The sequence below is a fragment of the Sunxiuqinia elliptica genome, assembly GCF_900113005.1.
GTDB lineage: Bacteria > Bacteroidota > Bacteroidia > Bacteroidales > Prolixibacteraceae > Sunxiuqinia > Sunxiuqinia elliptica.
Genome location: NZ_FONW01000001.1, coordinates 898,913 through 924,648 on the forward strand (window position 1 = coordinate 898,913; position 25,736 = coordinate 924,648).

Consider the following 25,736-nt stretch of genomic DNA (forward strand, 5'->3'; position numbering starts at 1 on the left):
GATTACTTTCAGTCTTTTTCGTAAGACCTAACTTTTCTAAAAAAAAACGATGATTTTCTTTTAGGGGTAGCCCTCCTTGTGTTGTATAGTAAATGTGAATCGGAATGAAGATGATAAGAAAGGGCAAAGAAATAACTATTCAAAAAGTACTGAGCAAAGAAGCTTCGCCTGAAGAGCGTATGCAGTTCTTTAAACAGCTGGAGCAAGATGAGGAACTCAAGAGGGAATATCTGGAGTTGCGAAACTTGTGGGCTAAAACGGCACCAGTTTATAAGCTGTCATCAAAAGAAAAAGAACGTGCTTTTGACCAAGTGTGGCGTCGAACGAAAGCGCAAAGCGGAAAATCAACGATTCTGTTGCGAATGAGTCGCTATGCAGCTTTGTTTATTTTGGCCTTTTTGCTGGGAGGCTTGGCTGTGTTTTTTGTTGGGCAGCAGTCGCCTGAAGTCAGTATCGAGGCCCGAAAACAGCAGTTTTCCGCTGGCCCCAATAGCTTGGCTGAGCTCGTTTTATCAGACGGAAGTCGGGTTGTGTTGAATGCTGGATCTGAATTGATTTTTCAAGAAGATATGGGGACTGGAGAGCGTCTGGCAGAACTAAAAGGGGAAGCTTACTTTGATGTTGTTCATAAAGAAGGACAACCTTTTATCGTTAATGTTGGCGGGCTTAAAATTAAGGATCTCGGAACTTCTTTCAACATTAATGCCTATCCGGATGCCCCTAAAATTGAAACGACTTTGGTGGATGGAGCACTTGAAATTGGCATTAAAAGGAAAACTTTAATTGAGCTAAAACCGGGCGAGAGCGCATCGTTTGATAAAGACAAGAAGACTTTGCAAGTACGAGAAGTAAATACGGGCTTAATAATCGCTTGGACAGAGAACAAATTTGTTTTTCGAAACATGACTTTAGAAGCAATAGCTAGCGAATTGGAGGCATGGTATGATGTTGAGATTGACTTGTCGAAGAGTAAGATGAAAGACAAATATTTTAACCTGTCAATGAAACGAACGGCGACGATTAATTCGGTATTGAAAATGCTTCGGATTAATACCGGAATTCATTACGAGATTGAAGAACAGGAGATTGGAAAAGATCAAATTACAATATGGTAGTAACTAACAACTGACTAAGCCTATGGGGAAAAATCGGCGAGAATAAAACAACGGGTGCAGGATTGCAGCCTAACACCCGTTTTAAAGCACATTTATAAGTACATGCTATAATCAATAAACACAAATTTATGAAGAAAATTTTTTTTTCCCCAGATTCTTATGAGTCTGGGATTAGGCAAATTATGCGTATTATGAAACTTACTACTCTTTGTTTACTACTGACTGTGTTAAGTTTGTCTGCTGCGAATAGCTATTCGCAGCAGCTCAAGCTTAATCTTAACTTGAGAGACGCATCAATTATTGAGGTGTTCAATGAAATCGAGGAACAGTCAGAACTGGGCTTTTTATTTAATAATGACCAGCTGGATTTAAAGCAAAAGCATACCATTAAGGTGAGTAATGCCAGTATTTCAGAAGTAATGGGAATGTTGCTTGGAGGCTCTCCGCTTTCTTACAAGATGATTGAGCGAAATATTATCATTACTCAGGATAATGGCGTTTTGAATCAGCAAGAAGGTCGAAATGTTACGGGTGTTGTTACTGATGAAGAAGGCTTTCCTTTACCGGGAGTATCAATTATTGTAAAAGGAACAACGACTGGTACAATTTCAGATGTGAATGGTAAATTTTCGTTGGATGTTCCTGCAAACTCAAAAGCCTTGGTCTTCTCGTTTATCGGGATGGAAACTCAGGAGGTTAAGTGGGACGGACGTGGAGTTATGAACATCGAGTTGCGAACTTCCACCATTGGGCTGGATGAGGTGGTAGCCATCGGTTACGGGGTGAAGAAGAAAGTAAACCTCACCGGATCGGTTGCAACAGTGGATACCAAAATCATTGAAGACCGGCCTACAGAAAACCTGTTGAAATCATTGCAAGGAACAATTCCGGGGGTAACCATTATTTCTCGTCCGGGAAGTACCTCAATTAACATTCGCGGACGTGGTAACCTGAAAGCTTCAGAGCCTCTGTACATTGTCGATGGAATTGAAGTTAGTTCAGACTTCTTTCAAAACATTGAGCCAGGAGCTATTAAGGATATCTCGTTCTTGAAAGATGCTTCATCTGCAGCTATTTATGGTTCAAAGGCCGCCTATGGTGTGGTGTTGGTGACAACGAAAGAAGGAGAAAAGGGACAGTTGAAAATTGATTACAACGGAACCTTTGGATTTCAGAAACCAACCTATATTCCCGATGTGTTAAACTCTTGGGAATATGCGGAGATGTATCGGACTTCGGAGTTGAACTCCGGAAGTACGGAAGATGGACTGCGGTTTAGCTCTGATGATGTGGAGCAATACCGCTTAGGCAGTAACCCAGACTTATACCCAAATACCAATTGGTTTGATGAGGTATTGGATGAGCAGGCTGCTTTTACGAAGCACAGCTTATACCTTTCCGGAGGTGGTGAAAAAGTAAACTACATTTTTGGGTTGGGATACATGAATGATGAGTCTTTGACTCCGGGAGAAAACAACGAACGTTTCAACTTTTCTTCAAAAACGAAAGCAGACTTAAAAGATTGGTTGGAGGTAACTTCCAATATTAATTTCATTTATAAAAAATACAAGCGGGAGCAGGGAGCTGCCGCGCTGGTTGAATTTTTGAGGGTACCTCCAACGCAAGTCGCCAGACACACGAATGGAGAATGGGGATCTGTTCGAAATGCACGTGAAGCAACAACTGCCGAAATCAATGCGAACCCATTACGTACACTGGAAGAAGATGGAAGAGCAAACACGGATACCAAGCACTTTTTGGGAACAATGAATGCGGTTATTAAGCCGTTCAAAAATGTTCGAATCAACAACCAGGTTGGTTATCGCTACTGGGATTATCGTCATTTTTCTTTCAAAAGTAAAAAGGATGGTGTGCCAAACCATTTGAATCCTTCAGCTGGAATCGTTTCGGGAACAGCTTCCGAGGTCAACCAAATGAATATGGATTGGCGCTATTCTGAAAAACTGATTTATGACGGATGGATCAATTACGACAATACTTTTGATGGCGTGCATGGTGTTGGTTTAATGGCTGGTATGCATGCTGATACCTACACCAGTAAACGGTTGAAGGTAGGACGTAAGAATTTTGGTAGCAACGATATGAATGCGATTTCAGGAGGTTCTACCGATCCGGATGATCAGATTACGACCAATAAGGTTGATGGTAACTTTGCATTGGGCGATGACTTCCTGGAAGAAAGCACTTTGTCGTACTTTGGTCGTGCTACCTACGATTACAAACAACGCTACCTGTTTGAGGTCAACTTTAGAGCTGATGCTTCTTCTCGTTTTGCAAAAGAAGGACGCTGGGGATTCTTCCCTTCTTCTTCAGTTGGATGGCGCGTTAATGAGGAGCAATTCCTGTCGCATGTTAATTGGATTGACAACTTGAAATTGCGGGCTTCTTGGGGACAAAACGGAAACATTAACAACATTGGCTTGTACGATACTTATTCAACTTTTGCATCAGGAGGCACCGGCTATATTGGTGGTGGGGTAGTTCCTGTTTTAGTTGAAGACCGCATTGCAAATGAGAACCTGACTTGGGAAACTACAAGCACTACAGATGTTGGTGTCGATTTCATGGTTTTAAATGGGATGTTCTCAGTAACGGCTGATTATTACAATCGATTAACTGAAGATATTTTGATTCGGGCCAATGATATTGCCGTTGAAACTGGAATTGGCAAGGAGAGTATTCCAGCTCGTAATGTTGGCGAGGTTCGCAATAGGGGTTTCGAGTTTGCCGTGAACCACAACAACCAGGTTGGCGAAGTAAGTTACTCTGTCGGATTTAACGCTTCGAAGAACAAGAATGAGATTGTTAATTTGGGAGACAACGTCAATCAGTTACCTCCTGACGGTTATTTTGTTCTTCGGAAAGGTGAATCAATTGGTAGCTTCTTTATGTATGAAGCTGATGGATTGTACTCAACTGATGATGTGGCTAATGGGAATGTTGTTCCTTACGGCAAGCAGGTGCCTGAAGCAGGAATGGTGAAGTTTGTTGACCAACTGACTGAAGATACAGATGGCGATGGCGTTCCTGATGCAGCTGATGGCGTGATCAATGAGAAAGACCGCACCATTGTGGCAAACGATGTTCCTGATTTCACTTATGGAGTGAACCTTGATGTATCTTATAAAAACTTTACCCTGTCGGCTATTGGTCAGGGAATTACCGGTGTTAAAGTATATATGGATAATGAAGCATCTCAGGCATTCTTTAACAGCTCTGTGCCACGTGAATGGCAGTTAAATAACTGGACTGAAGAGAATCAGGGCGCACACTATCCCAAGCTGTTTAAAGAAACCGATGATCGTTATAAATACAACAGTATTGCTTCATCTTACTGGTTGTTTAACGCTTCTTATTTTAGGGTGAAAAACATTACGCTGAGCTATAAAATCCCTCAGCAATTGGTTACAAGAGCTGGACTACAAAAAGCGAAAGTTTACATTTCAGGAGACAACCTGTTTACGATTCGTGGTGATCAACGAATGAAAGATTTTGATCCGGAGCGTAGCTCAGGACGTGGTGCTCAAATTGGAATGAAAACATTCACTGCAGGTGTTTCAATCACTTTCTAAACAACGAGAAATTGGTAAACTCAAATTAAAAGCAAGAACAATGATAAGACGTAATATTATATTTTCAATTATTGGCTGCTTCAGTTTGCTTATGATGGTAAGCTGTTCCGATGATTTTATGGATAAAACTCCGCAGGGATCTTTGGATCCTTCAAAGATTGATGCTTCGAAGGTTGAAGAACTTAGGAACTCAATTTATACAACAATATCAGGCTCTGATGTGGTCTTTTTTGCCGGTTATGCCGATAATGGCTACTCCCGAAACTATTGGGATAGCAACGGTGCTTTGGTTCAGTCCAACACCGTGTCTGGCTCTGAGAACTTTGGTTATGGCGAGTGGGGACATTATGGTGACCGTGGAAACGATTATTCATCCATTCGTTTTTGTAACCTGTTCATCGAGAAATTGAGATCTTTTGATGAGATGGATGCAACGCAAAAGAAGAAGTACATTGCTGAAGCGCGGGTGATGAGAGCCTGGACTTACATGGATTTGACCTTGTTTTATGGCGATGTTGCTTTGGTTGACTCTGTTTATAATAATTTCGAAGACGGACTTAAACGCGATCCAGCCAATGAAGTACGCTCTTGGATTTTGGATGAATATGATGCGGCCTTCCAGGATCTTCCGGAAGAAAATGACCCAGCACGTTTCAACAAGGCCATGGCTATGGCTTTGAAAGCTAGAGCTGCTTATTATTTTGGCAACTATGCCGAAGCAGAAGAAGCTGCTAAGTATGTGATTGACAATGGCGGTTATTCGCTGTTTGAAGTCGGTGAGCTATCTGATCAAATGCAGAAAGATGCTGACTTCTTCAAGCAACTGATTGATTTTGATGCTTACGGCATTGATGAAGAGGCTTTTTTGAAAGGAATTTTCAACTACCAGAATATTTGGAACGTTGACTACAACAGCGAAGCGATTATTTCAAAAGAGTACGATGCAACTGAAGAATACGGTGATTTCAACCGGGTAACTTCTTTCCTGTCGCCTAATCTTACTTCAAAACATGGCTGGGCAACGATTGCTCCAATTCAGGATTTGGTTGATTCCTATTGGGAAGTTAATGGGCAAGATGCTCCATCTTTGGGATCGGTTGATAGTCGAATTGAAGCTTACAAAGCTTTGCGCGAAGAGATTAGTGCACTTCAAGCTGGTCCGGACAATGACCCAGAGCAGGTTGAGGACAACATTTCGTTTAGTGATGCAGTGGCTCAAGTGATCGATCAACTTCCAGAGAAAGACTACATGCAGCAGTTTAAAAACCGCGATAGCCGGCTTTATGCCTCTATTGTCTTTCCTTATTCTGCTGTCAATACCTTGGTTGAGGATAAATACTTCGAGTACATTCATAGTATCAATAACTACGGACAAACAGGCTTTGTATTCCGGAAAATGAGCGGTGGCGATGATCTTGTCTCCGTTTGGGGTGACGCTTACTACATGAGTGGCTCGGACTTCCACGTGGTTCGTTTGGCTGAAATGCTATTGATTTATGCCGAAGCTCACACCCAAACAACAGGTTATGACGGCAGTGTGACTGCGGAATTGAATAAATTGAGAGCTCGTTGTGGAATGCCCAATGTTCCTGCTGGTTTAGCGAAAGATGAAGCCATCAACTTTATTCGTAGAGAGCGTCGCATTGAGTTGGCCGGTGAGGGCCTTCGTTATTTCGACATTCGTTTGTACGAAGATCCTTCACGAAATGGGGGCGTAAAAGGTACTGAAGCTGCCAGCGTTGTTATGCAGGGACAGAGCTATGACCCTGTAGGAAACAAGAGTGCTAACAAAGTTTGGGATGATCGGTTAATGTTAATGCCAATCCCAACAACCTCTAGAGATAAAAACCCACAACTGGATCAAAATCCAGGCTATTAAACAGCATTTAGTTCCGGGGAGAAATGAGCATTTCTCCCCGGTTTGTTTTACCTTCCTTCCGATCGAGAAAGCTATCGTCGTTGTCAGCCATTCATGTCATATAGCAGCATGTCTCATGCTATATTTCCTTCCCAAAAAATAGATCTTTGAAATTCGCTGTATTGGTTTTCGATATGCTCGAATCAAATTACGACTCTCCGCCAACGAATACTGGTTATAGCAAAACTTTTATTAATTTTTGTTGAATAAGAAAATGCTTAAAATGAAACTGGTTGAAAATATTTGCCTGACAGGAGCCTTGCTATTGCCAGGGATTGCTGTTGCTCAGCAGTCAATGACTGAAACTCCGAATATCTTGTGGGTAACAATCGAGGATACGTCTCCTCAATTTATTGGATGCTATGGAAATGCAGATGCAAAAACACCGGCCATTGATCAGTTGGCAAAGGATGGGGTGCGATTTACCAACGCCTTTTCAACTGGGACGGTTTGTTCTCCTAGTCGATCATGTATTATTACCGGGGTAAAAACATATAAAACAGGAACGGGAAACCATCGTAGCGAATACCCACTTCCGAATTCAATTAAAGGGTTTCCGTATTATTTGAAACAGGCTGGCTACTATACAAGCAATAATAGAAAGACGGATTACAATATTGCAAATGCTGGAGAATTCACAAAGGAAGCTTGGGATGAAAGCTCGGAAAATGCAGGCTGGTGGAATCGTGAGCCTGGCCAGCCATTTTTTGCTGTTTTCAATTTTGTGGATTCTCACCAATCAAGAACCATGACTTTTCCTTTTTCCTGGTATCAGGAAAAGGTGTTGGATCAACTTGACGAAGAGGACCAAATTGGCGATCGTGAGTTTGAGATGCCTCCGTTTTATCGGGATAGCCCAGCGATGCGTAAGCAAGTTGCCCGGGTTTATAATTCATTGAAACTAACCGATAATAAGATCGATCAACTGCTTGATCGGCTGGAGCAGGATCATCTGCGAGACAGTACAATAATCTTCTTTTATGCTGACCATGGAGAAGGGATACCTCGGGGGAAGACCAATGGAATTAATTTGGGCTACCGGGTTCCGTTTATCATTTGGTTTCCTGAAATGTATAAACATTTGTCTCCATGGGGGACAGGAGGTGTGGTTAGTAGCGAGTTGGTTGATTTTGAAGATCTGGCTCCAACGCTGATCAGTCTTGCCGGTGGCGAAATTCCCGATCATTTGGATGGCCGGATTTTGATGGGCGAGCGTCGATCGAAGCCTGCGGATCACTTGGTTTTATCAGCTGACCGCTCCGATAACGGAATTGACTTGGTGCGAACAGTAACGGATGGGAAGTATGTTTATTCGCGCAATTTCATGCCTTTTATGCCTGAGCTTCGCTATATCCGTTATATGGAAATAGGAGAGATCAAGCAGCAGATGCGCAAAGACCTGGCTGAGGATAAACTGAATGTTTTGCAAAAGAGCTTATTTTTAGAAAGGCCAGCCGAATATCTTTATAATGTGGAGAATGATCCTTGGGAAACAAAAAATCTGGTGAATGATCCAAATTCAAAAGAGATCCTGGAAAAAATGAGAGCTCAGCTCCAAAAAGAAATTCTTGGAGCACGTGATGTGTTGCTGCTCCCGGAGTATGAATTAGCACTCGTGTCGAAAACAACAAGCCCTTATGAGTTCCGCTTGGATGATCAGAACTATCCAATCTTTAATGTGTATGAAGCAGCTTCCTTATCAGGCTTTAGAGGTCCTAAAATTACCGAAAAGCAGGTCGGCTTACTTTCAGAGCAGAATAAGCTTGTGCGTTATTGGGGAATTGTCGGCTTATGCAGCCAACATGCCAATGATTTAAGTCCGTTTAAAACATCAATCGAAAAGGCAATGGATGATCCATATCCTCCGGTTTCGGTGACTGCTTCGGCAATTGCTTTTGAGGAGTTTGGAAATAAGGATGCCGAGGAGAAGCTGAAACGATTTTGTGCTGATGAGAACTTGGATATTTCCCTGATGGCGATAAATTATTTGCTTTATGCAACAAATAAAGATCCTTTTGTTGAGACGATCCGGGCTGTCCATGAAATGTCGGGGCGAACGTATAATGTAAAAGCTGCCTGCATGGATTTTTTGGGTAGTATGGGGCTTGTGCCGAATAATATGAAGTATAGCGAGTAGCATTAAGTTGAGCTCGAAAAAGGGTAAGTGTCGTATAGCAGTTAGCTTAATGTGTTATTTGTTTATGAAAAAATTAGATATTTGAAGATCCAATGGTTTGGATTGTTCTATTTACAATGAAGTAATGAACGCCATTTACGAGACAAATTACTTTAACACTATCGATTAAAAACCAAAAACTCAATGAGAACAAAACGTTTACTTACAATCTCAATTGCACTGATTCTTTCGTTGTCAACCAGCTTGATTTTTGCAGGTCCCAAGCAATTATTGAGGTTGAACCTACAGCAGGGTGAAGCATACACCATGGCTATGCGTATGGAAAATAACATTCAGCAGTCGGTGATGGGACAGCAGAATGAAATGAAACAGGTGATGGATATGACCATGGTCATGAAAGTGGATGAACTAACGGACGATGGAAATTTTATTGTCAGCTACAATTATTCCAGTTTTAAAATGGATATGGATGCGATGGGCCAATCAATGAGTTATGACTCTGAATCACCAGATGACTCCAGTCCTTTTCACAGTGTTTTTAAAGGGATTACCGATGCCCGCTTTCAGATGGAGCTCACCCCCACAGGGAAAATCGTTGATGTAGAAGGGATTGAAGAATATTTGAACACCTTGACTGGCGGAGATCAGCAGGTGAAAAACATCTTACCCATGTTTACTGATGATAAGGCGTTTAAACAAACCATGGAATCGAATTTCAGTTATTTGCCAGAAGAAGCAGTTAGCAAAGGAGATAAATGGAATAATGTGATTAGTGTGCCGGCATTGATGAATATGAATATGGAGTTAGAGTATGAGTTAATTGATGTGGAAGGAAAACAAGCCGAAATTAAGCTCGATGCCGTTTTAGACATGAACCAGGATATTGATCAACAAGGGATGACGATGAACATGACTACAAAGGGAACTCAGCAAGGAACCATTTTGGTGAATACAGATGATGGAATGGCCCGGGAGAACACAATGGTTCAGGATTTGGATATGTTGATGAAAATGACGAATCCTCAAACTGGAGATCCAATGGAGATGCCGATGAAGATTGTTTCAGAAGTTAGCTATAAAGTAACCAAGAAATAGCCGATTAACACAGGCAAAAAAAGACGCTTTCGAATAAACTCGAAAGCGTCTTTTTTATACCTTACGGCATGTGTCTTGTAACGCTACTTGGGGCAAATAGTGGCTCGCTTCCCTAGAGCATCCTAATAACATCAATGATTGTTTTTGCGGTATAAGTATCAGGAACTTCCTTTGTTTGAAAAACCATAAAGTATTTATATTTATCTCCTGCTTTTTCAGCCCATCGTTTCCCTAAGGTATTTTTAGCACGGCTTTCCTCATTATCTAAATGGTCACCCTTTGTTTCAATTAAGATCAAATTGCCATTTTGCGTATAAACAATAAAATCGGGATAATGCTTGCTGTCGAACCCATTCAGGGCAAATCCTTTACCCTTTTCGAGGTTACGATGCCAGAACAACACGTTATCAAGTGCAGCAATATTCATAATTACTTCCTGCTCATAATTATTAATGAAGCCTTCACGCTCATACAATGATTTACTGATTGGAGAACTTGGCGAGACATGGGTAAGTTCTTTTCTAAATTTAAAGCCAGGTTTGACAAAGATGTGGTTAGTATCCAGCAATTTTAAAAATTGTTCTTTGGCATACTCAGCTTCTAGTTCTCGAACTTTTGATTTGATCTTGGAGATATAGATGTATTCGTTACTGATAATATCTCGCACTTGATCGTTACTCAGGTTGTCAAAGACACGGTTTACATATTTGGTAATGTCCTCGTGCGAGATAGGAGTCATATCGCCTAGTTTTCCAACAATCAATTTTGTAATTTCCCTAATTTGCTTATCCTTAGGTTTAGATAGAATTGTTTCAACAAGAACTTTTTTTGCCCGACTGGAAACCTTATCTTTTGTAGCTGTTTGTTTTTGTTCATTATAATCAACTTGGTATACTTCTGTAGAGGTATCGTCAAAATCGATATCCGTGCTCTTGGTCGAAAGTTTAAACCCATCCAACAAACTATTTCGAGTAAGTAGTTGATCTTCCTGAGCTAATTCTTCAAATAGAATGGTATCGTGCAGTTCTTCCTTCGGAACCTTGCGATAGAATTGTGGGATTTGAATGCTTTCAGCTAATGATTGAAATTGAGTTTCAATCTTGTATGGTTTAGGTTGTTTTCCCATTTCGCGTTGTAGATAGTCTGCATTATCTTCCGAGTACTCGTTTGCTTTTTTCTCAAACGAGCTCCCTTCTGTTTCTGCCTTTTTGGTAATTTCTTTGACTGCAGAATTGGTGTTGCCAATCTCATCCGTTGTTAATTCAACTCCGGGGTCGAAATCAATGGCCTTAATATCAATTTCCTCCTGGTTTTTTCCTTCGTTATTTTCTTTTGGCTCGTCAAAAAGTTCTTGCTGTAGGATTTCATCATCCGTCAGTTTTTCTTCGGGAGCTTCTTCTGCCACATAATCATCGCGGCTGAAACCTGAATTTTGTAAAGCTTTTACAATATTGTCCAATGTAGCCTGAAATTTGGCTGAAGCTGACAGTACAAACGATAAGTTTAGCATCTGCTTTTGATGACGGCTAACATAGGGTTGGCGTAGTACTCTGCCCAAAATTTGCTCCACATCAACTGCCGACGACTTATCAGCCAATGAGGCCAGGATATAGGCAAATGGACAGTCCCAGCCTTCTTTAAGAGCATTGACAGTAATAATATAACGAACGGGGCAGTCTTTTGTCATCAGGTCAATCCCTTTTAGCTCATCTAAACCACTTACTTTGATTTTGATTTGTTCTTCCGGGATTTTTAATTGCACCAATTGTTCTTTGATTCGTTGAAAGGTGGTGTTATTTTTTCCTCTGATATTGGATTGCGCTTGAAACAAGACAATTGGACGGATGTATTTGCCCGTTATTTTCTCTTCTTCCATAGCCTGTAGTTCGAGCTGCCGTTGAAGGTGAAGGGCGCTCGTAATCACTTCTTCCTTTTTGTGGTGGTTATAGACAATAACAGGTAGTTTGACCATACTTTCCTTTTTCAGAGCCATGGCATTGACAAAGCTGATGATGTTGCTGTTTTTCTTGGGTGTAGCCGTTAAATCCAGAATAAATGAGGGATTTAAGTTTTTGAGCATTTCTACACTTAGGTCACTTTCGGCATTGTGGCTTTCGTCAACAATCACAATGGGGTTGAGAGAGCGAATCACGTTAATCAAAGCGGTCTCATCAGTATCTGGCAGAACCAGTTCGGGGTCAACCAAATTCCGGAATGGCCCAAGGGCACCGTTTTGCTGATAGATTTTCCGGTCGTCTTGCTTGCGCGAGTTGATGCGCAAGCTGCTAAAGTTGAATACGAAAATATTGAGTTGTTCCTGCACTGAGCTGGGGTTGAAGCCTGCTCCCTGCAGCAGTTGGCTTTTCTCATAAACTTCGACCCGGTTGCCAAATAAGGAATTGAGCTTTTCGCGGTAAGGATGGATAGGATTGGACAAATTACCTGCGGTTTGTTGCAACAGGTTTGACCAAGGGACTAACCAAACGACGGCTTTGGGTTTCGAAGCATCAAATGATTTGCTAATGGCGTGGACTGCCTGACAAGCCAAAAAGGTTTTTCCTCCGGCTGTGGGCACTTTCATAGCAATGTGGGTAGCCCCCGGAATATTGTCTTTGTATGGTCGCATCCCGACTGTGGAACCGTCAAGCATAACCTGATAGTTGCCTACCTGGTCTTCCCAGTATTGGTTAAAGGCTTTGGCCGGGCTTCTGAATTGGTTTAGATATTCCAGGAATGTTTCCAGGTGTTGAATGACTTGCTGTTGGTAAGGTTTTAATTCCAAGGTATGTTATATTTAGAGTATGATTATAAGATTATCAGGCTAAAATTTGCATCGTGTGTATCAAATATGATATATTTGCAACGAGTTCATCCTACCGTTCGGAGGAAGGAAATCGAAAAACGCAGGCCACGAAGCTTTGCGTTTTTTGCTTTTATAAGAGTTCATCTAGCCTCCTTTTATATTTTTTTTCAATTTTAAATCGGTCTCTGCCTTTTAAATGATAAGCGGTGAGAAGATAATATTCATCTGTTTTTCTTAATGGTTCTAGTACAATCACGTAAAATTCTCTTCTGTCATAAATGTATGTTCTTCCTCCTGCTTTGTCCTTACTACTGAATATCAACATATCATTCTTCTTTTTCTCATCAATATGGTGTTTGATCCAGTGTAAGCGAACTGACCGGTCATGATCATACTCCCGTTTCTTGGTTTGCTTATCTGTTGTTATCGTAGTTAAATGGGTGAAAAGTGTTTCCATTGGGATTTCGCCATCTTTAGGAGTCGGGTTAATTGGTTTCTCCCGAAAATGGAAGTGTGGGTTGTTTGCAATATCCCGGTTAAAAACACCTTTTAATGATGATCTGCGTTGTGTCGGATTAAAGCCGCCGAAATCCAATAGAGTATTATATTGTTTAAGTAAGTTAAGTGGCATTTTATTGAAGTTCAATAAAGAATAGGTTCAACTTTGATGAATTATAGTCGGAAGAACATTTCAAATTTTGTTGCGCGTGATTCTTGATGCGCTCAATCAGTTGCCGTTTGGCAATAACTTTTTGATTTTCATCATTCAAGTTATAGGAGAGTGCGCCCATAATAAAATCAGTTAATTGCAATAAAATACTTTCATGTGAACGGATATTTTGAATATTCCGAAAGACTCCAAATTTGGTATTCAGGATTTTTTTTAGTTTTTGTACTTTGATGGCACTCAAGTCGTCTTTTATATCCAAATAAACATTGTAGGCATATTGACTATTTTTATTGTGATTAAGCAGATAATAATACATTTTGTAGTAAAACGTATCAAAGTCTTGTTGGAAGTCTTCATTATTAACTTTTGACTTATCGATAACAACTGCCCTGAATCGTAAATCGGTATCAAAAAAATAATCGACCAGCTCTTTATAAAACTGGAGCTGCGAATTGGAAACATTTGACCATTTGATTTCACCAAAATAGTGATGCTTTCGCTTCAGGTTGTTGATTCGTTCAGTATGCCGTTTTACCTGATTATAGGCTGAGCTAATACTGCCAAGGAGCATATACCGTTTGTGATCATTCTCTAAATGACAACTTTCATCACAATAAATATTGAAGGTTTTTAGTGCCATGCTTTAAAATTGTGTAATATCCCGTGGTATTTTTTTAAAGACGATTTGGTGTTTCTGCATCAGCTTTTTGTCGAGCAGGCAGTTGTCGGCATAAATAATGTACTGCCCGGCGTTGGTTCTTAGCGTGCGCAGAAAGCGGTCGTCCAAGGTTGTTAAACGGTCTTTAAAATAATAAAAATAGTAGGCCGTTTCGTTATGTAGCCCTAAAAAGTGCTCATTCTCCTCACTTTTTGCGGGCTGTGGCTCGTAACTCATCCGGGTTTCGGAGTACCATACATATTCGCGTATTTTTTCAAGGGGAACGGCTTCGTTCAGTACTTCGGGCTCCAAAAACAGGGGCTGCCCCAGGGTGTAATAGTCGAAACGGCCACCGGTGCCTTCGGTTGCTTTTTTGCCTTCGCCATAGCCTTTCATTACCCGGCGTACCCGCTCGGCGGTAATGCTTTCGGCATAGTCTTCCATCTCCACCAAAATAAATTGACGGTTTCCCCCATCCTGCTTGTTCAGGTTTAATACCGCATGGGCCGTGGTGCCCGAACCGGCGAAAGAGTCGAGGATGATGGAATCTTGTGTAGTAGCTAATTCAATAAAGGTTCTAATTAAATTAGTAGGTTTGGGGAAGTTGAATGTTTTTTCACCAAAGATTGACGTCAATTCATTTGTTCCATGCTGAGTATAGTAATCCTCAATTATCGAATAAATTTTCCTGCCTCTTGCTTCTCCTTCTTCATTTTTCAGGTATTGCTTATAATTAATAGTCCACTTACCGGATTTTTCATTTTTTTCAATTGAAAGCTCATTATTTTCCAGTGATTTATAGGCTCTATCTTTACTCCATTGCCATTGCTTATCTGGCCAAATCTCTTCGCCATTATAAATAATCGGATATCGTAGATTCGGTCTTTCATCCATGCTATTTGTGGCTAGCGGTTGCAATCTATATGGACCTCTTTCTTCGAATTTTTCATCTTTAAATTTGTAATACTTCAAAATTGAATCGTCTGGGGGGAGTTCTAAAGTTTCAATCTTAGAAATATCTTTAGCATAAAACAAAACATATTCATGCAGATTTACAGCATGTTTACTTTTAGCTCCTCCACCGTAGGTTTTTTTCCAAATAAAAGTTTGAATTCTATTGTTTCTTCCAAATATCTCATCAGTTATAAGATGTAGATAATCATGTTCAAATTCATCAATGGAAATAAATATAGCTCCATCATCTGCTAATAATTTATGGAGTAATTTAAGTCTAGGATACATCATGCAAAGCCATTTGTCATGGCGGGTTAAATCATCATTTTCCTTGCCCACCACATCGCCCAGCCACTTGCGTATTTTGGGGTCGTTTACATTGTCGTTGTACACCCAGCCTTCGTTTCCGGTGTTGTAGGGTGGGTCAATGTATATGCATTTAATGCGGCCTTCGTATTCGGGCAGCAGGGCTTTCAGCGCTTCCAGGTTATCGCCGTGAATAATGGCACCGCTGCTTCCTGCTTTCAGTAATCCGGTGGTTTCCTTAGGTTCATTATCGGTAGCGGAGTTAAAGCTGTATTGGTGTTCCAGTATTTTATAGGGGACCTCCAGGTGGTGGTTAATCACCTTTTCTTTCCCGATCCAATGTAAGGTTGGCATGTGTGTATCGTTTGGGTGTCTGTTTCTTTATTTTGATGTTCAAAGATAACTAAAAGTTTTGGGCTGTTCCCTCGGATTTTCCCCGGATAAATCCGGGGGTTAGTGATGGTGTTGTTGTACTGCTGGTTATGTTTCAAGGGCCTTGTTCTTGTTGTGGGCTAAAGCCCGATTTTCATATCTTGAGTTGCATTCCCCCGGATAAATCCGGGGGTTAATGATGATGTTGTTGTGCTGCTGGTTATGTTTGAAGTGTTTTGTTCTTGTTGTGGGCTAAAGCCCGGTTGGTGTATGGTGTTCTGTGTTCCCCCGGATAAATCCGGGGGTTAATGATGGTGTTGTTGTACTGTTGGTTATGTTTCAAGGGCCTTGTTCTTGTTGTGGGCTAAAGCCCGGTTGGTTTATGGTGTCCTGTGTTCACCCGGATAAATCCGGGGGTTAATGATGGAGTCTTTTGATTCCCGTTAGATGAATCCGGGGGACAGGGAACGTGGGATTCAGTAACCCTGCCCTTTAGGGCAGGGCGCTTGCAGTAATACGTATAATGGGCTTTAGCCCAAACTTTTTGTAAAACCATACTTCTGCATAAATTCACCACATTCCTCCTCCCATGAACGTTTGCGGTGATGTTCTTCCTGGTTTCTGATGTAAAGTCTGACTTTCTCAATCTGTGATTCGCTCACACTGACAGCATAAAAATCATCTGCCCACCGAAATTTTCCTTGAACCAGTTTATTTCTATTAATCCAAAATGAAGATTCTCCTTTGATTAATTGCATTACAGCAGATATACTTTGGTCTCCATTTAAAGATATTAAACAGTGCAAATGCTCGTTGCCTCCATGAATGTGGTCAATGAAAATGTTCTTCTCAATGGCATTGGATTTTATGTGATTTATGATTTCCCATTTATTACTTTGGTTGAAGTAGGGAAATCGGTTTTTGGTGGCAAAAACGACGTGGAGCCAGACTCTTATAAATGACATAATTGTGGGGTTTGTGGGCTAAAGCCCGATTGGTCTATGGTGTCTTGTGTCCCCCGGATAAATCCGGGGGATAGTGATGGTGTTATTCTGCAGTTGGGTATGTTTCAAGGGTCTTGTTCTTGTTGTGGGCTAAAGCCCGATTGGTCTATGGTGTCCTGTGTTCCCCCGGATAAATCCGGGGGTTAATGATGGAGTCTTTTGATTCCCGTCAGATGAACCCCGGGTTAGTGATGGTGCTTTTGTTACATGTCAGATGAATCCGGGGGTTAATGATGATGTCTTTTGATTCCCGTTAGATGAGTCCGAGGGACAGGGAACGCTGGATTCAGTAAACCTGCCCTTCAGGGCAGGGCGTTTGCAGTAATACGCCTAATGGGCTTTAGCCCAAACCTCTGTTCTGATGACACTGTTCCTCGCCAAATTAGTTATCAACCACGACCCGGGCGGCCAGGTACCCATTATAAAAGTTTGCATCACGACGTTTAAACAAGCTCATAACTTTGTCCAGTTTGTTGCTTAATAGTCCGCTGGCTTCGGCAAATAGTTGCTCCAGGTCTTGGGTGGCTTGTACCGAAGCAATGCGGTAAGCACGGGGTTGTCCGTTTAGCGCTAAAAACTGGTCAACATCTTGTTTCAGGCTTTCCATTTGCTGTGGGCTCACGCCATATTCAGTGGTTAGTACTTCCTGGTGGTTCTCGGCTTCGGTTACAATTTCCATAATTCGGGGAACAAACCGGGCATTTACGGTTTCATACAGGTCGGTATAACTGGCAGCCATACGGCTTTGCAGTTTGCTGTCGCCTTCTACAAGAGCAAAGGCTTCCAAAGCATCGTTCAGTATATCGGCTTTGGTGGCAATTCCTTTCTTTAATTGGGTTTTGTTTTTGCCAACAAAAACCTGGGCCGATTGCTGGGCTTCCTGAGCCTGATCGATAGCAACATTAAGTTGGGTAAACTCGTTGATAAACTCGCCCACTTTAGGGATGGATGACCACTGGGATGGATGATCATTGAAAAACTGGAGTACTGCCTCGTACATTTCTTTGCGATTGATTTGACTTCTGTTCATAAGGGATTGATTTTAACGTTATTGAATATACTAGTTACGGAAATTGTTATTAAAATACAATTTTTTAAAGCTTTATTTTCAAATAGATAGTTATGTAATGACGTGCTTTACGTGCTGTATGATAGGGGAGTAGTGCTTTCCCTTTGTGTGAGGTAGCTTTCTTGAGGGGTGCTCTCGAATTTATCTATTAAACATCGTTGATTGATGTTGTATGCTGGATTGCCAGCTACCTCCGTGTTAATCGTTGGGTTGGATCGGGCATTGGTTAAGCCCAAACAGGTATTCGCTTTTTTCGAGAACCTATTCGCTTTTGGAAAGCCGGTTTTCGTTAAGTTTAAGTGGACATTCGTTTGGCTAAAGCGGGTATTCGTTAAAGTCAATTACGATTTCGGAAAGTTAAATTTGTCATTCGTAAGTTTAAAGCACTCATTGGTATAAGCTTAGGCTGGTCTGGTTCGGTTTGGTGCTAAGCTTCCTTAACGAAACAGAACAGGCAGCTTGGAAGAACACGACAAGTGCACCATCAAACTGGCTGTTTTTTTATGTTATTGTGCCAAGGTAAACCGGAAACTTACACCAAAGTTGGTGTTCGATGTTGGGAATGAGAGTGAGGTAAATGGTTTGTTAATGACTTTGTCATAGTAAACCCGCAATTGGAATCGGTCACTCAACATGTAATCCGCAGTTGTTTTAATGGTAATGGCATTTTGTCCGGCCGTAAGCTGCTCGGTTTCTTCAACCAGCTTCCGGATCAAGGTTTTGTTTTTCCGGAACGATACATCAGCACGAATATTCAGATCGTTTGAGTAGGCTTTTTGCGACCGCTTGGTTTTAATGATCAAGTCCATGCGTTCAAATCGGTAACCCATTCCAAAGGTATATTCATTGGTCAGCACCTCGGTTAACTGGTTGTTGGCAAAGTTCAGCGTCAGGTTTCTGCTTCGGCTAAAGTCGGCACTGGTGGTCAGGTCATTCAGCCAGGTAACATCTAGGTTAATCAGCGGGCTAAATTGCTCGGTGATGCTGACGGCATTAATATCGTAACGGCTGATAAAGTTGCCATTCAATTCATTCATCACGTAGCTAAAACCATCGTCATAGGCACCGTTGTCATAGTCGAGATTGGTAATGTAAGAACCAACGTTGTAGCTCGAGCGATAAGCATGGTTGATGTTGAGTGTTTTTACCAGTTTATTCAATCCTTCAATTTTTGAAACGATACCATCATAAGTGATTCGCCAGTTCGGGCGCATGAACTTAATTGAAGGGAAAGGCTCCAGCGATACTTTTTCAGGCGACTGTCCGGTATAAGCTGAAATGAATGCCGGGATAAGTACTTCTTGTGATGTTGGACCATAACCTGCCGGATAGCCTTCTGCTACAGCATGATCATCTGTTGGGTTATACCCTGCCTTTGGGTTGGCTACCCGCTCGTTTGCCAGTCGCCACGCAATGGTTCTTCGGTTGTCCATCATTGTTTTGAATGCTGATGACTCAGGTATTTCGGCTCCACCCATTTTGGTGAATGCCGTACTCCATGTGTTGATCGACATGGTGAAGTTCCCTTGGAAGGTCTTGTTAGCAGCTTCAAAATTTCCTGATTCATGGTTGTAATTGTAATACTCCTGCATGTTTTCAGAAAAGGATCGGTTAGCTGTCAGGTCGATTCGTAAAAATGGTAGCGGCTCCACATTAGCGCGGATGCTAAAGGTTTCGTTATGGTTCATCCGGAAAGGAGCATTCAAGGTGGTGTCGTTGGTGTACCATCCTTTGCTGATTGCTCGCTGTGCGAAATCTTCATCTTGCCATCCGAATAGGAATGGGAATCCAGGTGCATTGCTGCTGGCGATATTGCCAAACATAGCAGGGTCCGGATTATAGCTTCCTGACCCGAATAAGGTTGGTTCAGGAAGGAAGCCTGGTAAAACGGTTCCGTCTGATGTTGACCAGGAAACCGAAATATTCTTAACACTCATTAGTGTCCGTGCAGTGTATTGCGCAATCTTCAGCATGATTCCGTCGCCAACTTCACGTCGCCCGGTTATGGTAACTTGTGCCTGACGAACATCCTCTGGAACGGTCACCATCACCCGGTTTTCATTGACAACTGCTACTTCAGCCTCAACTTCTGCTCCGGTGGAACTAACGATTTTGACCTTCACATCCTCTGTTTTCAGACGGTGGTTGATGGCTTTACTGGTAGCTCCTTTCAGGTTTGTCGATCCACTTTCGTAGGTAACAGTCTTGTACTTTGGTTCTGCTTCTTTGGTCCGTCTTGAAGCAGCTTGTGCCCGGCTTCTTGAGCTTCTTGCAGAACGGGTGCTCGATCCAAACTTCTTGTTAACCTCTTTTAAGAAAGGCACCTTGTTGTAGAGGTTTAGCATATTCACTTGTCCGTTTAATTGGGCTACGCGGGCATTTTCAGCGGTATTTCCCAATTTAATCGACTCATCGGTCAGTGGACCTGCATACCAGTCGTATTGCGCCTGATAGCGTCCTGTAGCACTTACCCAGTTCAGTAACGGAATTTTGTTGATTGGCGCTACATAGGAAGCGTTGAAGGTATGATGATAAAGAACCGGACGTCCAAGATTCAGAATGTTGGTGATGATGGAGTCGCGTTTCATTTCATAGTCATCATCCGAACGGTTGATCCGTCCTGCCGGCTCATCAATCCGGGATGTTCCCTGAGAGGAGAAATCGAGTTTTAAAGAGCGGGTCAGGTTGTAGTTGATGTCAAAATACTTATTCCATAAGAACTCTTTGTCGAATGTTCGTGGAATGATCATATTCGGATTGGTCAGGTTACGAGCCTGTACTTCTTTATAATGCCGGTACAAATCAGTTCTGTACGAGATTTGAGTTGGCATGGGATAGAAATTGAAGTCTTTGATTAAGCGGAATGCTTTTCCTTTCAAGAAGTTCGACTTTTTGAAAGGCTCAACCAGTTTTGGACGGTTGTTGTAGTTGTAGCTAAACATCCCTCGATAATTCTTTTCAATACTGTATTCGGTGTTGACATTGCGCTTCTTCATCTCGTTGTATGAATAGGTAACCGAGAAGTTGGTCGGGTCGTACAAGCGCGGTTTTCCCGACTTGTTCATCTTGTCGACTTTCACATTGGTGAAGTTGATGCTTTTCCGACTAACGTAATCCTGAGCAACATGCTTAAGAGAGTCTTTTTCCGATTTTGATTCCAACTGGTCTAAAGCATCGTTCATCTCGATATCTGGATCCAGCGGATTGTATTTCGGGTTGCTTACGCTTTTTGAAATTCCAACATACATCGGAATACGCACATTGGCTTTTTCCGGGAAGAACTTGCCCAGTTCAAAGTTGGAGGAGATGTCATACTCTTGCAAGTCATCCAACGCGCGTTCGTTCATGGTTTGGTCGATTGCTCCAAAGCCAGACGAACGGGTACGTCCGGCAATAACAACTGATCCTAAGTCGGCCAAACGGGCTGAAACCCGAGCGTTGGCAGCCCAGCCACCTTTCTCGTCAAAATCGGTTAAGCGAAGTTCGTTGGCCCATACCTCGACTGATTTTGGCCCCGGATTTAGGTTGCCTTGTTGTTTGTGACGAATCCCCATCAAAACAATGTCTACTTCTGCCAGGTTTGGTGTTCCTTTTACTTTAACCAGGTTTTTATTGCTGTTCCATCCTTGGTGTGGTGCTTCGTAAACATCCTGAATGTTAATGGTTGCTCCAGCTTGGCGGACCAAGGCATTACGAGCCATCTTGGCATCGGTGAATAAATCGAGCGGAATGTCAATTCGGTTTTCATCAGGCCAAACAGCCAAGCGGATACCGGCCTCTGTATTGTTGTTATAGGTTAACGGATCGGTCAGCGAAAGCGGAACTTCATATTCGTAATAGTTGTTGTCATCGCTTCCTAAACGAATGAAGAAATGAAGCTGGTCATTTTTCAAGGGGTAACCATCAATTTCCTCAGCATGCACTTCCAACTTCAGTCGCTTGTAACGTCTGAAATCCATACCCAGCGTTTTGTAAGCGGCACGGGCATCTCCTTGTTGAAGGTCGATGGCTTTCATCACCAGTGACTGTTCATTCAATTGAAGTAATTGTGGGTTGGCAGGGTCAATCACCCGGTCGATTCCCGGAGGAAGAACATAGTTGATTGGTTCTTTACCACTGTTTTCTTCAATGTTGACGGCTGACAGTTCAAACTCTGTTTGTTCGCTAGGAGCAACAGTGCTTTCATCAATCTCGTTGTTGTATTTCCGCCAGTCAGAACGAACCAGATCAAGTGTTGCAAAGCGTAGAACGGTTGTGTCCTGGAAGTCCTTCAAGAACATCCGCATAAAACGAATTGATCGGAAGTCGTCAATATCAAAACGATCCTCAAAATCTCGTACCGGAATCTTAAATTGGTACCATTTAACCTCCTGAACGCCGCCGCCTGCAGCCTTGCTTTGTCCGGTTCGAATGTCGGCAATGTAGTTTTGCCCCAGTTGCATATCTTCCGGACGTAAGCTAACCCGGTACTGGTAGTAGCGTTCGTATTCGTTGAGGGTATTGTCGTTGTTGATATCTTCAATATCTGGAATTGTGGTGGCTGAAGTCGTGATATTTTGAGCTTCAGCAGAGTTTCCCTCCGGTCCGTTGTAGTTTTTATAGCGTTCTAAAATGCTGGTTTGTTGTTCATCGAGCTGTTGCCCACGGTAATATTGGTAGTTATCACCAGAAGGGTCGTTAATAAATTGCGTTAAGACATCCTGGTTTGAGATAATATTCTGAATGGCCTGCACATAGCTGGCGTGGAACGTGCTTTCATCGGCGTCGGCCAAACCATCAAAACCAATATCCTGGAATTGTCTTGAGTTCGGATCAGTCGCAAAGGTATTAACAATGGATTGCTTTGTTGAAACGCGTCCCCAAATCGTGGTATCTACATCTACCACCAAAGCTGATTCGGGAAGTCCGTTCTCAAATGATTTTCTGGAGTCTTTCAAAACATCTTCTGAAATATCTCCAAGGTTGAAATAAAGGTCACCACCTTCGCTGACCGTTCCTTTTTCCTCATCGTAGGCAAAGGGGTCCATCATCCAGAATTCAATGTATTCGATGTTGGCAGCTTCAAAGTCCGTTGTTTCAACTTTACGCATGATTCCTGCCCAGCGTGATTTAGGATCATTTAGCTTTCCCTCAGCGTTGATACCGGCTGAGTATGCGCTGGCATAGGTGTCGTAGTTGTAAGGGCCTCTTTCTTCCGGATAGTAAGCCAAGTCAAGCATTGGAATATTGGTTGGCTGACCTGTGGCTGTTTCTTTATCCGGGAAAAGCTCTTGTTGGAAAACCTCACGAACATAATGGTTTCGTTGTTGTGCCGGGTCTGCTTTTAAGTGAGCCGGAGTTTGTGAGGTATTTCTCAAAAATAGTGGATCGATGATGTACCAAGCTAATTTGGCACGGTTGTATCCATAGGCTAAATCGTTCACCAGGTTTCCTTCGGGGAACAGGTCTTGTTTTTGTGGCGTACTGGCCAACACCCATGCTTGTCGGGCTTTTAGGCTGATCGCTGTTTTTGTTGCTTCAAAGTCGTCAATATAAACGGTTCCGGCATCATCAATTACCTTGGAGTGCCCGGGCACCAATTGAGCGAATTCCGCTTCCATCGAAATTGAAGAGCGCTCTTTCGTTTCAATAAAGGGAAGCTTATCGACGAGAGTTGTTAGCAAGTTTGACTCGGTGCTGTAATTGGCATCAAGTCCCCATATTGTGTTTGAAATTGGGTCCTCGCCGTAGTTTACTTTCTGGGTAAGCGGACGCTCACTCATGTGTAATACGGTTGCTCCCAAGTTGAAATTGTCGGAGAATGCGTAGTTGGCATGGGTTCCAACCAGTGTTTTTCGCTGTACGCTAAACAGGTCTTCACTCTCGGTGCTGATTTGGATTGGCGTACCCGATTGGAGGTAACTTTCATTAATAATTTTCACGCGTCCCAAGGTGTAGTCAACAGTGTAGTCGATATACTCTTGCAGGGTGCGTCCCCCGGCTGTTACTTTTACCGATCCCTGAGCAATATTGAGTGTCCCCAAGGAAATTTCAGAAGTCGAAGAACCTTCGTAGCTTCCTTTTAGAATGAACTTGTTGTGTTTGGTATCTTGCTCAGCGTAGGTCTTGGTTGAGTCGTACAAGGATTGAAAAGCATATTTCTCAGCCAATCCCGGGTCTGAAATGGAGTCGGTCAGGTTGCCGCCAAAAGGCTCAAGCACCGGAAAGATGATTCGTCCGCTGGAGGCCTGGACTGTGATTCCTTCAATGAAGTCGAATACCCCATCGCGGCCTGGATCAAGTTGAGAGTTCAGGTTGTCGGCGTTTAAAACGCTCAGTAAAATGTGACCTTCAATGTTACTCTCTGGGAGGTAGTTGATATCAGTTCCTGAGTCGTTTTTATACAAGACATCGAGGATAAAGTTTTTGTTGGAAAGCTGATAAGCGTTTAAGCTGTAAACGTTTTTCATCATCAAATCCCAGGTTGGAAGCCGAGGCGAGAGGTTGGTTCCTTTCAATAGCTTCAATACCAATGTTTGAGGCGCCTCAATTCCATCGGTTGAGAATTCACCAACCTGATAAGTTCGTCCGTTGGCGGTGTAATTGTAGGCCACCATCAGTACCTCATCGGTGTTGAGCGATGAATTCAGGGAGATGTATCCCAGCGTTTCGTGTACTGTATATTCTGAGGGACTCAACTTCCGCGCTTGTTCTACTTTCTCAAAATCTTGTCCTCCTCGGAAGTTTCGGTTATAAAATCCTTGTAGTTCCTGGTTGATTTGAGATGCCTCGCGGATACCGCCATAATTTTGAGTGATTTGCTCATAGAGCGGGTTGGCATTGTTGTAGGGATAAATATTGTCGGGGTAAGGTTTATTTCCTGTTTCCTGAAATTCCTGAATTTGGTTGTAAATATTGGGCTGGTGTTCCCCCAAGTCCATAAAGGCAAGGATGTTTCTTGACTGGTCCGTGACGTTTGACTTGTTAGTTATCCATACCTCTATTTTATTGATGTTGATCGAGGAATTGATAATTGGCAAGTTCGCCAAAGCTTGGTTATATGAGTCGCGAAAGTAATGAGCCAGGAAAAAGTGGCGATTGGCATCGTAGTCAATGGCCTCAATTTCAAAGTTTGATTTTTGAGCCCCTCCTTCTGTTTCAATAACCTGTGTTTCCCCTTTATTTTGAGAGAAGACGGTGGTCAGGTTCAGTTTCCCAAATTGCATTTCAGTTTTTACCCCAAACAGATTGGTTCCTCCGGTAATCAGCGAACCATTGAGAGGAAGCGATACATTTCCGGCTTCAACTTTTTTGAGAATCTCATCTTCATCTCCGGTGTAGTCGATGTTCATCTTATTCTCGTAGTCAAAAGTTGCTTCGGTGTTGTAGTTGACCCGCATCTTCATTTTTTCACCAATATTACCCATGACATTCATCTGGATCTTTTGGTCAAAATCGAAGGTTGGGGTTTTTCGCAGTCGCTCTGGAATTGATGGGTTTTCAGTCGCATTCATTTGGTAACCGAAGCTAACTTCAACATAGCCCTGTGGACGAATGTCGATGGTGTTACCGCCAAAAATCCGGCTGAATGCTTCTCCTCCAACTGTTAGGCTAGGGATGAGCGAGCCTTGGGTTTCCATATCCAGCTGGTTGCCACGCACTCGCCAGTAATTCTGCACAGACTTTTTAAAGTCGTAGTCGACAAATTCTGTGAGCGACATGGTTTTGGGCAACCGGTAGTTGAGCGAACCTATTTTCTCGTAAAAAACATATTCTCCGGTTACCGGATCATATTCAACTTGTGTATTGATATTTGAAGGACGCCCGAGAAATAGTTCCGAACTGTCTTTTTTGTCCGGGTATTCAAAGTCGGCTTCGTCTTTGAATGGGTATGGTAAAGTGCCGGTAGTGTCAATTTCCAGGGTATCGTTCGCGAATGATATATTTGTCTCGGAGGGAGTCTTTTGCTGTGGTGCGGGTTTACCGATCCACCCCATACTTAGTACTCCCGGAAAAACAACTGCTAGAAGGATATTTTTCACGCTTTTTTTCAATGCCAGTCT

General features: G+C 42.4%; 13 protein-coding genes. 5 read left to right on the forward strand and 8 right to left on the reverse strand.

The window, feature by feature from the left end; all coding sequences use genetic code 11:
• Positions 1-104: 104 nt before the first annotated feature.
• The 5 genes from BM156_RS03600 to BM156_RS03620 all read left to right on the forward strand — a co-directional run bounded on the left by BM156_RS03600 (position 105) and on the right by BM156_RS03620 (position 9,858).
• Positions 105-1,115: a FecR family protein gene (locus BM156_RS03600; RefSeq protein WP_093918440.1), complete on the forward strand. Its 1,011-nt coding sequence runs from the start codon at positions 105-107 to the stop codon at positions 1,113-1,115.
• Positions 1,116-1,306: 191 nt separating this feature from the next.
• Positions 1,307-4,708 (forward strand): TonB-dependent receptor, encoded by a 3,402-nt coding sequence (locus tag BM156_RS03605; RefSeq protein ID WP_170846848.1) that lies wholly within the window; start codon positions 1,307-1,309, stop codon positions 4,706-4,708.
• A 40-nt stretch (positions 4,709-4,748) separates the two neighbouring features.
• Positions 4,749-6,587: a RagB/SusD family nutrient uptake outer membrane protein gene (locus BM156_RS03610; protein WP_093918442.1), complete on the forward strand. Its 1,839-nt coding sequence runs from the start codon at positions 4,749-4,751 to the stop codon at positions 6,585-6,587.
• Between the two features lie 262 nt (positions 6,588-6,849).
• A complete protein-coding gene (locus BM156_RS03615; protein ID WP_212733399.1) occupies positions 6,850-8,763 on the forward strand; it encodes a sulfatase family protein in 1,914 nt (637 codons plus the stop codon).
• 183 nt (positions 8,764-8,946) lie between these two features.
• The gene (locus tag BM156_RS03620) at positions 8,947-9,858 is read left to right on the forward strand and encodes a DUF6263 family protein (RefSeq protein ID WP_093918444.1); all 912 of its coding nucleotides are present in this window, start codon (positions 8,947-8,949) and stop codon (positions 9,856-9,858) included.
• A gap of 112 nt (positions 9,859-9,970) precedes the next feature.
• On the opposite strand, the gene BM156_RS03625 is transcribed toward BM156_RS03620, so the two are convergent.
• The 8 genes from BM156_RS03625 to sov form a co-directional block, all read right to left on the reverse strand.
• On the reverse strand, positions 9,971-12,640 hold the full coding sequence (locus BM156_RS03625; protein ID WP_093918445.1) for a DEAD/DEAH box helicase: 2,670 nt from the start codon (positions 12,638-12,640) through the stop codon (positions 9,971-9,973).
• Between the two features lie 151 nt (positions 12,641-12,791).
• Positions 12,792-13,292: a hypothetical protein gene (locus tag BM156_RS03630; RefSeq protein ID WP_093918446.1), complete on the reverse strand. Its 501-nt coding sequence runs from the start codon at positions 13,290-13,292 to the stop codon at positions 12,792-12,794.
• 1 nt (position 13,293) lies between these two features.
• On the reverse strand, positions 13,294-13,971 hold the full coding sequence (locus BM156_RS03635; protein ID WP_093918447.1) for a DUF3800 domain-containing protein: 678 nt from the start codon (positions 13,969-13,971) through the stop codon (positions 13,294-13,296).
• Positions 13,972-13,974: 3 nt separating this feature from the next.
• On the reverse strand, positions 13,975-15,603 hold the full coding sequence (locus tag BM156_RS03640) for a site-specific DNA-methyltransferase (protein WP_093918448.1): 1,629 nt from the start codon (positions 15,601-15,603) through the stop codon (positions 13,975-13,977).
• A 238-nt stretch (positions 15,604-15,841) separates the two neighbouring features.
• Positions 15,842-15,964: a hypothetical protein gene (locus tag BM156_RS20860; RefSeq protein WP_262987302.1), complete on the reverse strand. Its 123-nt coding sequence runs from the start codon at positions 15,962-15,964 to the stop codon at positions 15,842-15,844.
• A 187-nt stretch (positions 15,965-16,151) separates the two neighbouring features.
• The gene (gene tnpA, locus BM156_RS03645; RefSeq protein ID WP_093918449.1) at positions 16,152-16,586 is read right to left on the reverse strand and encodes an IS200/IS605 family transposase; all 435 of its coding nucleotides are present in this window, start codon (positions 16,584-16,586) and stop codon (positions 16,152-16,154) included.
• Positions 16,587-17,007: 421 nt separating this feature from the next.
• Entirely contained in the window at positions 17,008-17,655 is a 648-nt protein-coding gene (locus tag BM156_RS03650; RefSeq protein ID WP_093918450.1) for a hypothetical protein, read from the reverse strand.
• A gap of 545 nt (positions 17,656-18,200) precedes the next feature.
• On the reverse strand, positions 18,201-25,715 hold the full coding sequence (gene sov, locus BM156_RS03660) for a T9SS outer membrane translocon Sov/SprA (RefSeq protein ID WP_139218204.1): 7,515 nt from the start codon (positions 25,713-25,715) through the stop codon (positions 18,201-18,203).
• Positions 25,716-25,736: the final 21 nt, after the last annotated feature.

Excerpts from the sequence above, each read along its gene's own strand:
- BM156_RS03650 (WP_093918450.1), bottom strand. The coding sequence starts at position 17,655 with ATGAACAGAAGTCAAATCAATCGCAAAGAAATGTACGAGGCAGTACTC.
- BM156_RS03620 (WP_093918444.1), top strand. The coding sequence starts at position 8,947 with ATGAGAACAAAACGTTTACTTACAATCTCAATTGCACTGATTCTTTCG.
- tnpA (WP_093918449.1), bottom strand. The coding sequence starts at position 16,586 with ATGTCATTTATAAGAGTCTGGCTCCACGTCGTTTTTGCCACCAAAAAC.
- BM156_RS03605 (WP_170846848.1), top strand. The coding sequence starts at position 1,307 with ATGAAACTTACTACTCTTTGTTTACTACTGACTGTGTTAAGTTTGTCT.
- BM156_RS03630 (WP_093918446.1), bottom strand. The coding sequence starts at position 13,292 with ATGCCACTTAACTTACTTAAACAATATAATACTCTATTGGATTTCGGC.
- BM156_RS03635 (WP_093918447.1), bottom strand. The coding sequence starts at position 13,971 with ATGGCACTAAAAACCTTCAATATTTATTGTGATGAAAGTTGTCATTTA.
- BM156_RS03600 (WP_093918440.1), top strand. The coding sequence starts at position 105 with ATGAAGATGATAAGAAAGGGCAAAGAAATAACTATTCAAAAAGTACTG.
- BM156_RS03610 (WP_093918442.1), top strand. The coding sequence starts at position 4,749 with ATGATAAGACGTAATATTATATTTTCAATTATTGGCTGCTTCAGTTTG.
- BM156_RS03615 (WP_212733399.1), top strand. The coding sequence starts at position 6,850 with ATGAAACTGGTTGAAAATATTTGCCTGACAGGAGCCTTGCTATTGCCA.
- BM156_RS03640 (WP_093918448.1), bottom strand. The coding sequence starts at position 15,603 with ATGCCAACCTTACATTGGATCGGGAAAGAAAAGGTGATTAACCACCAC.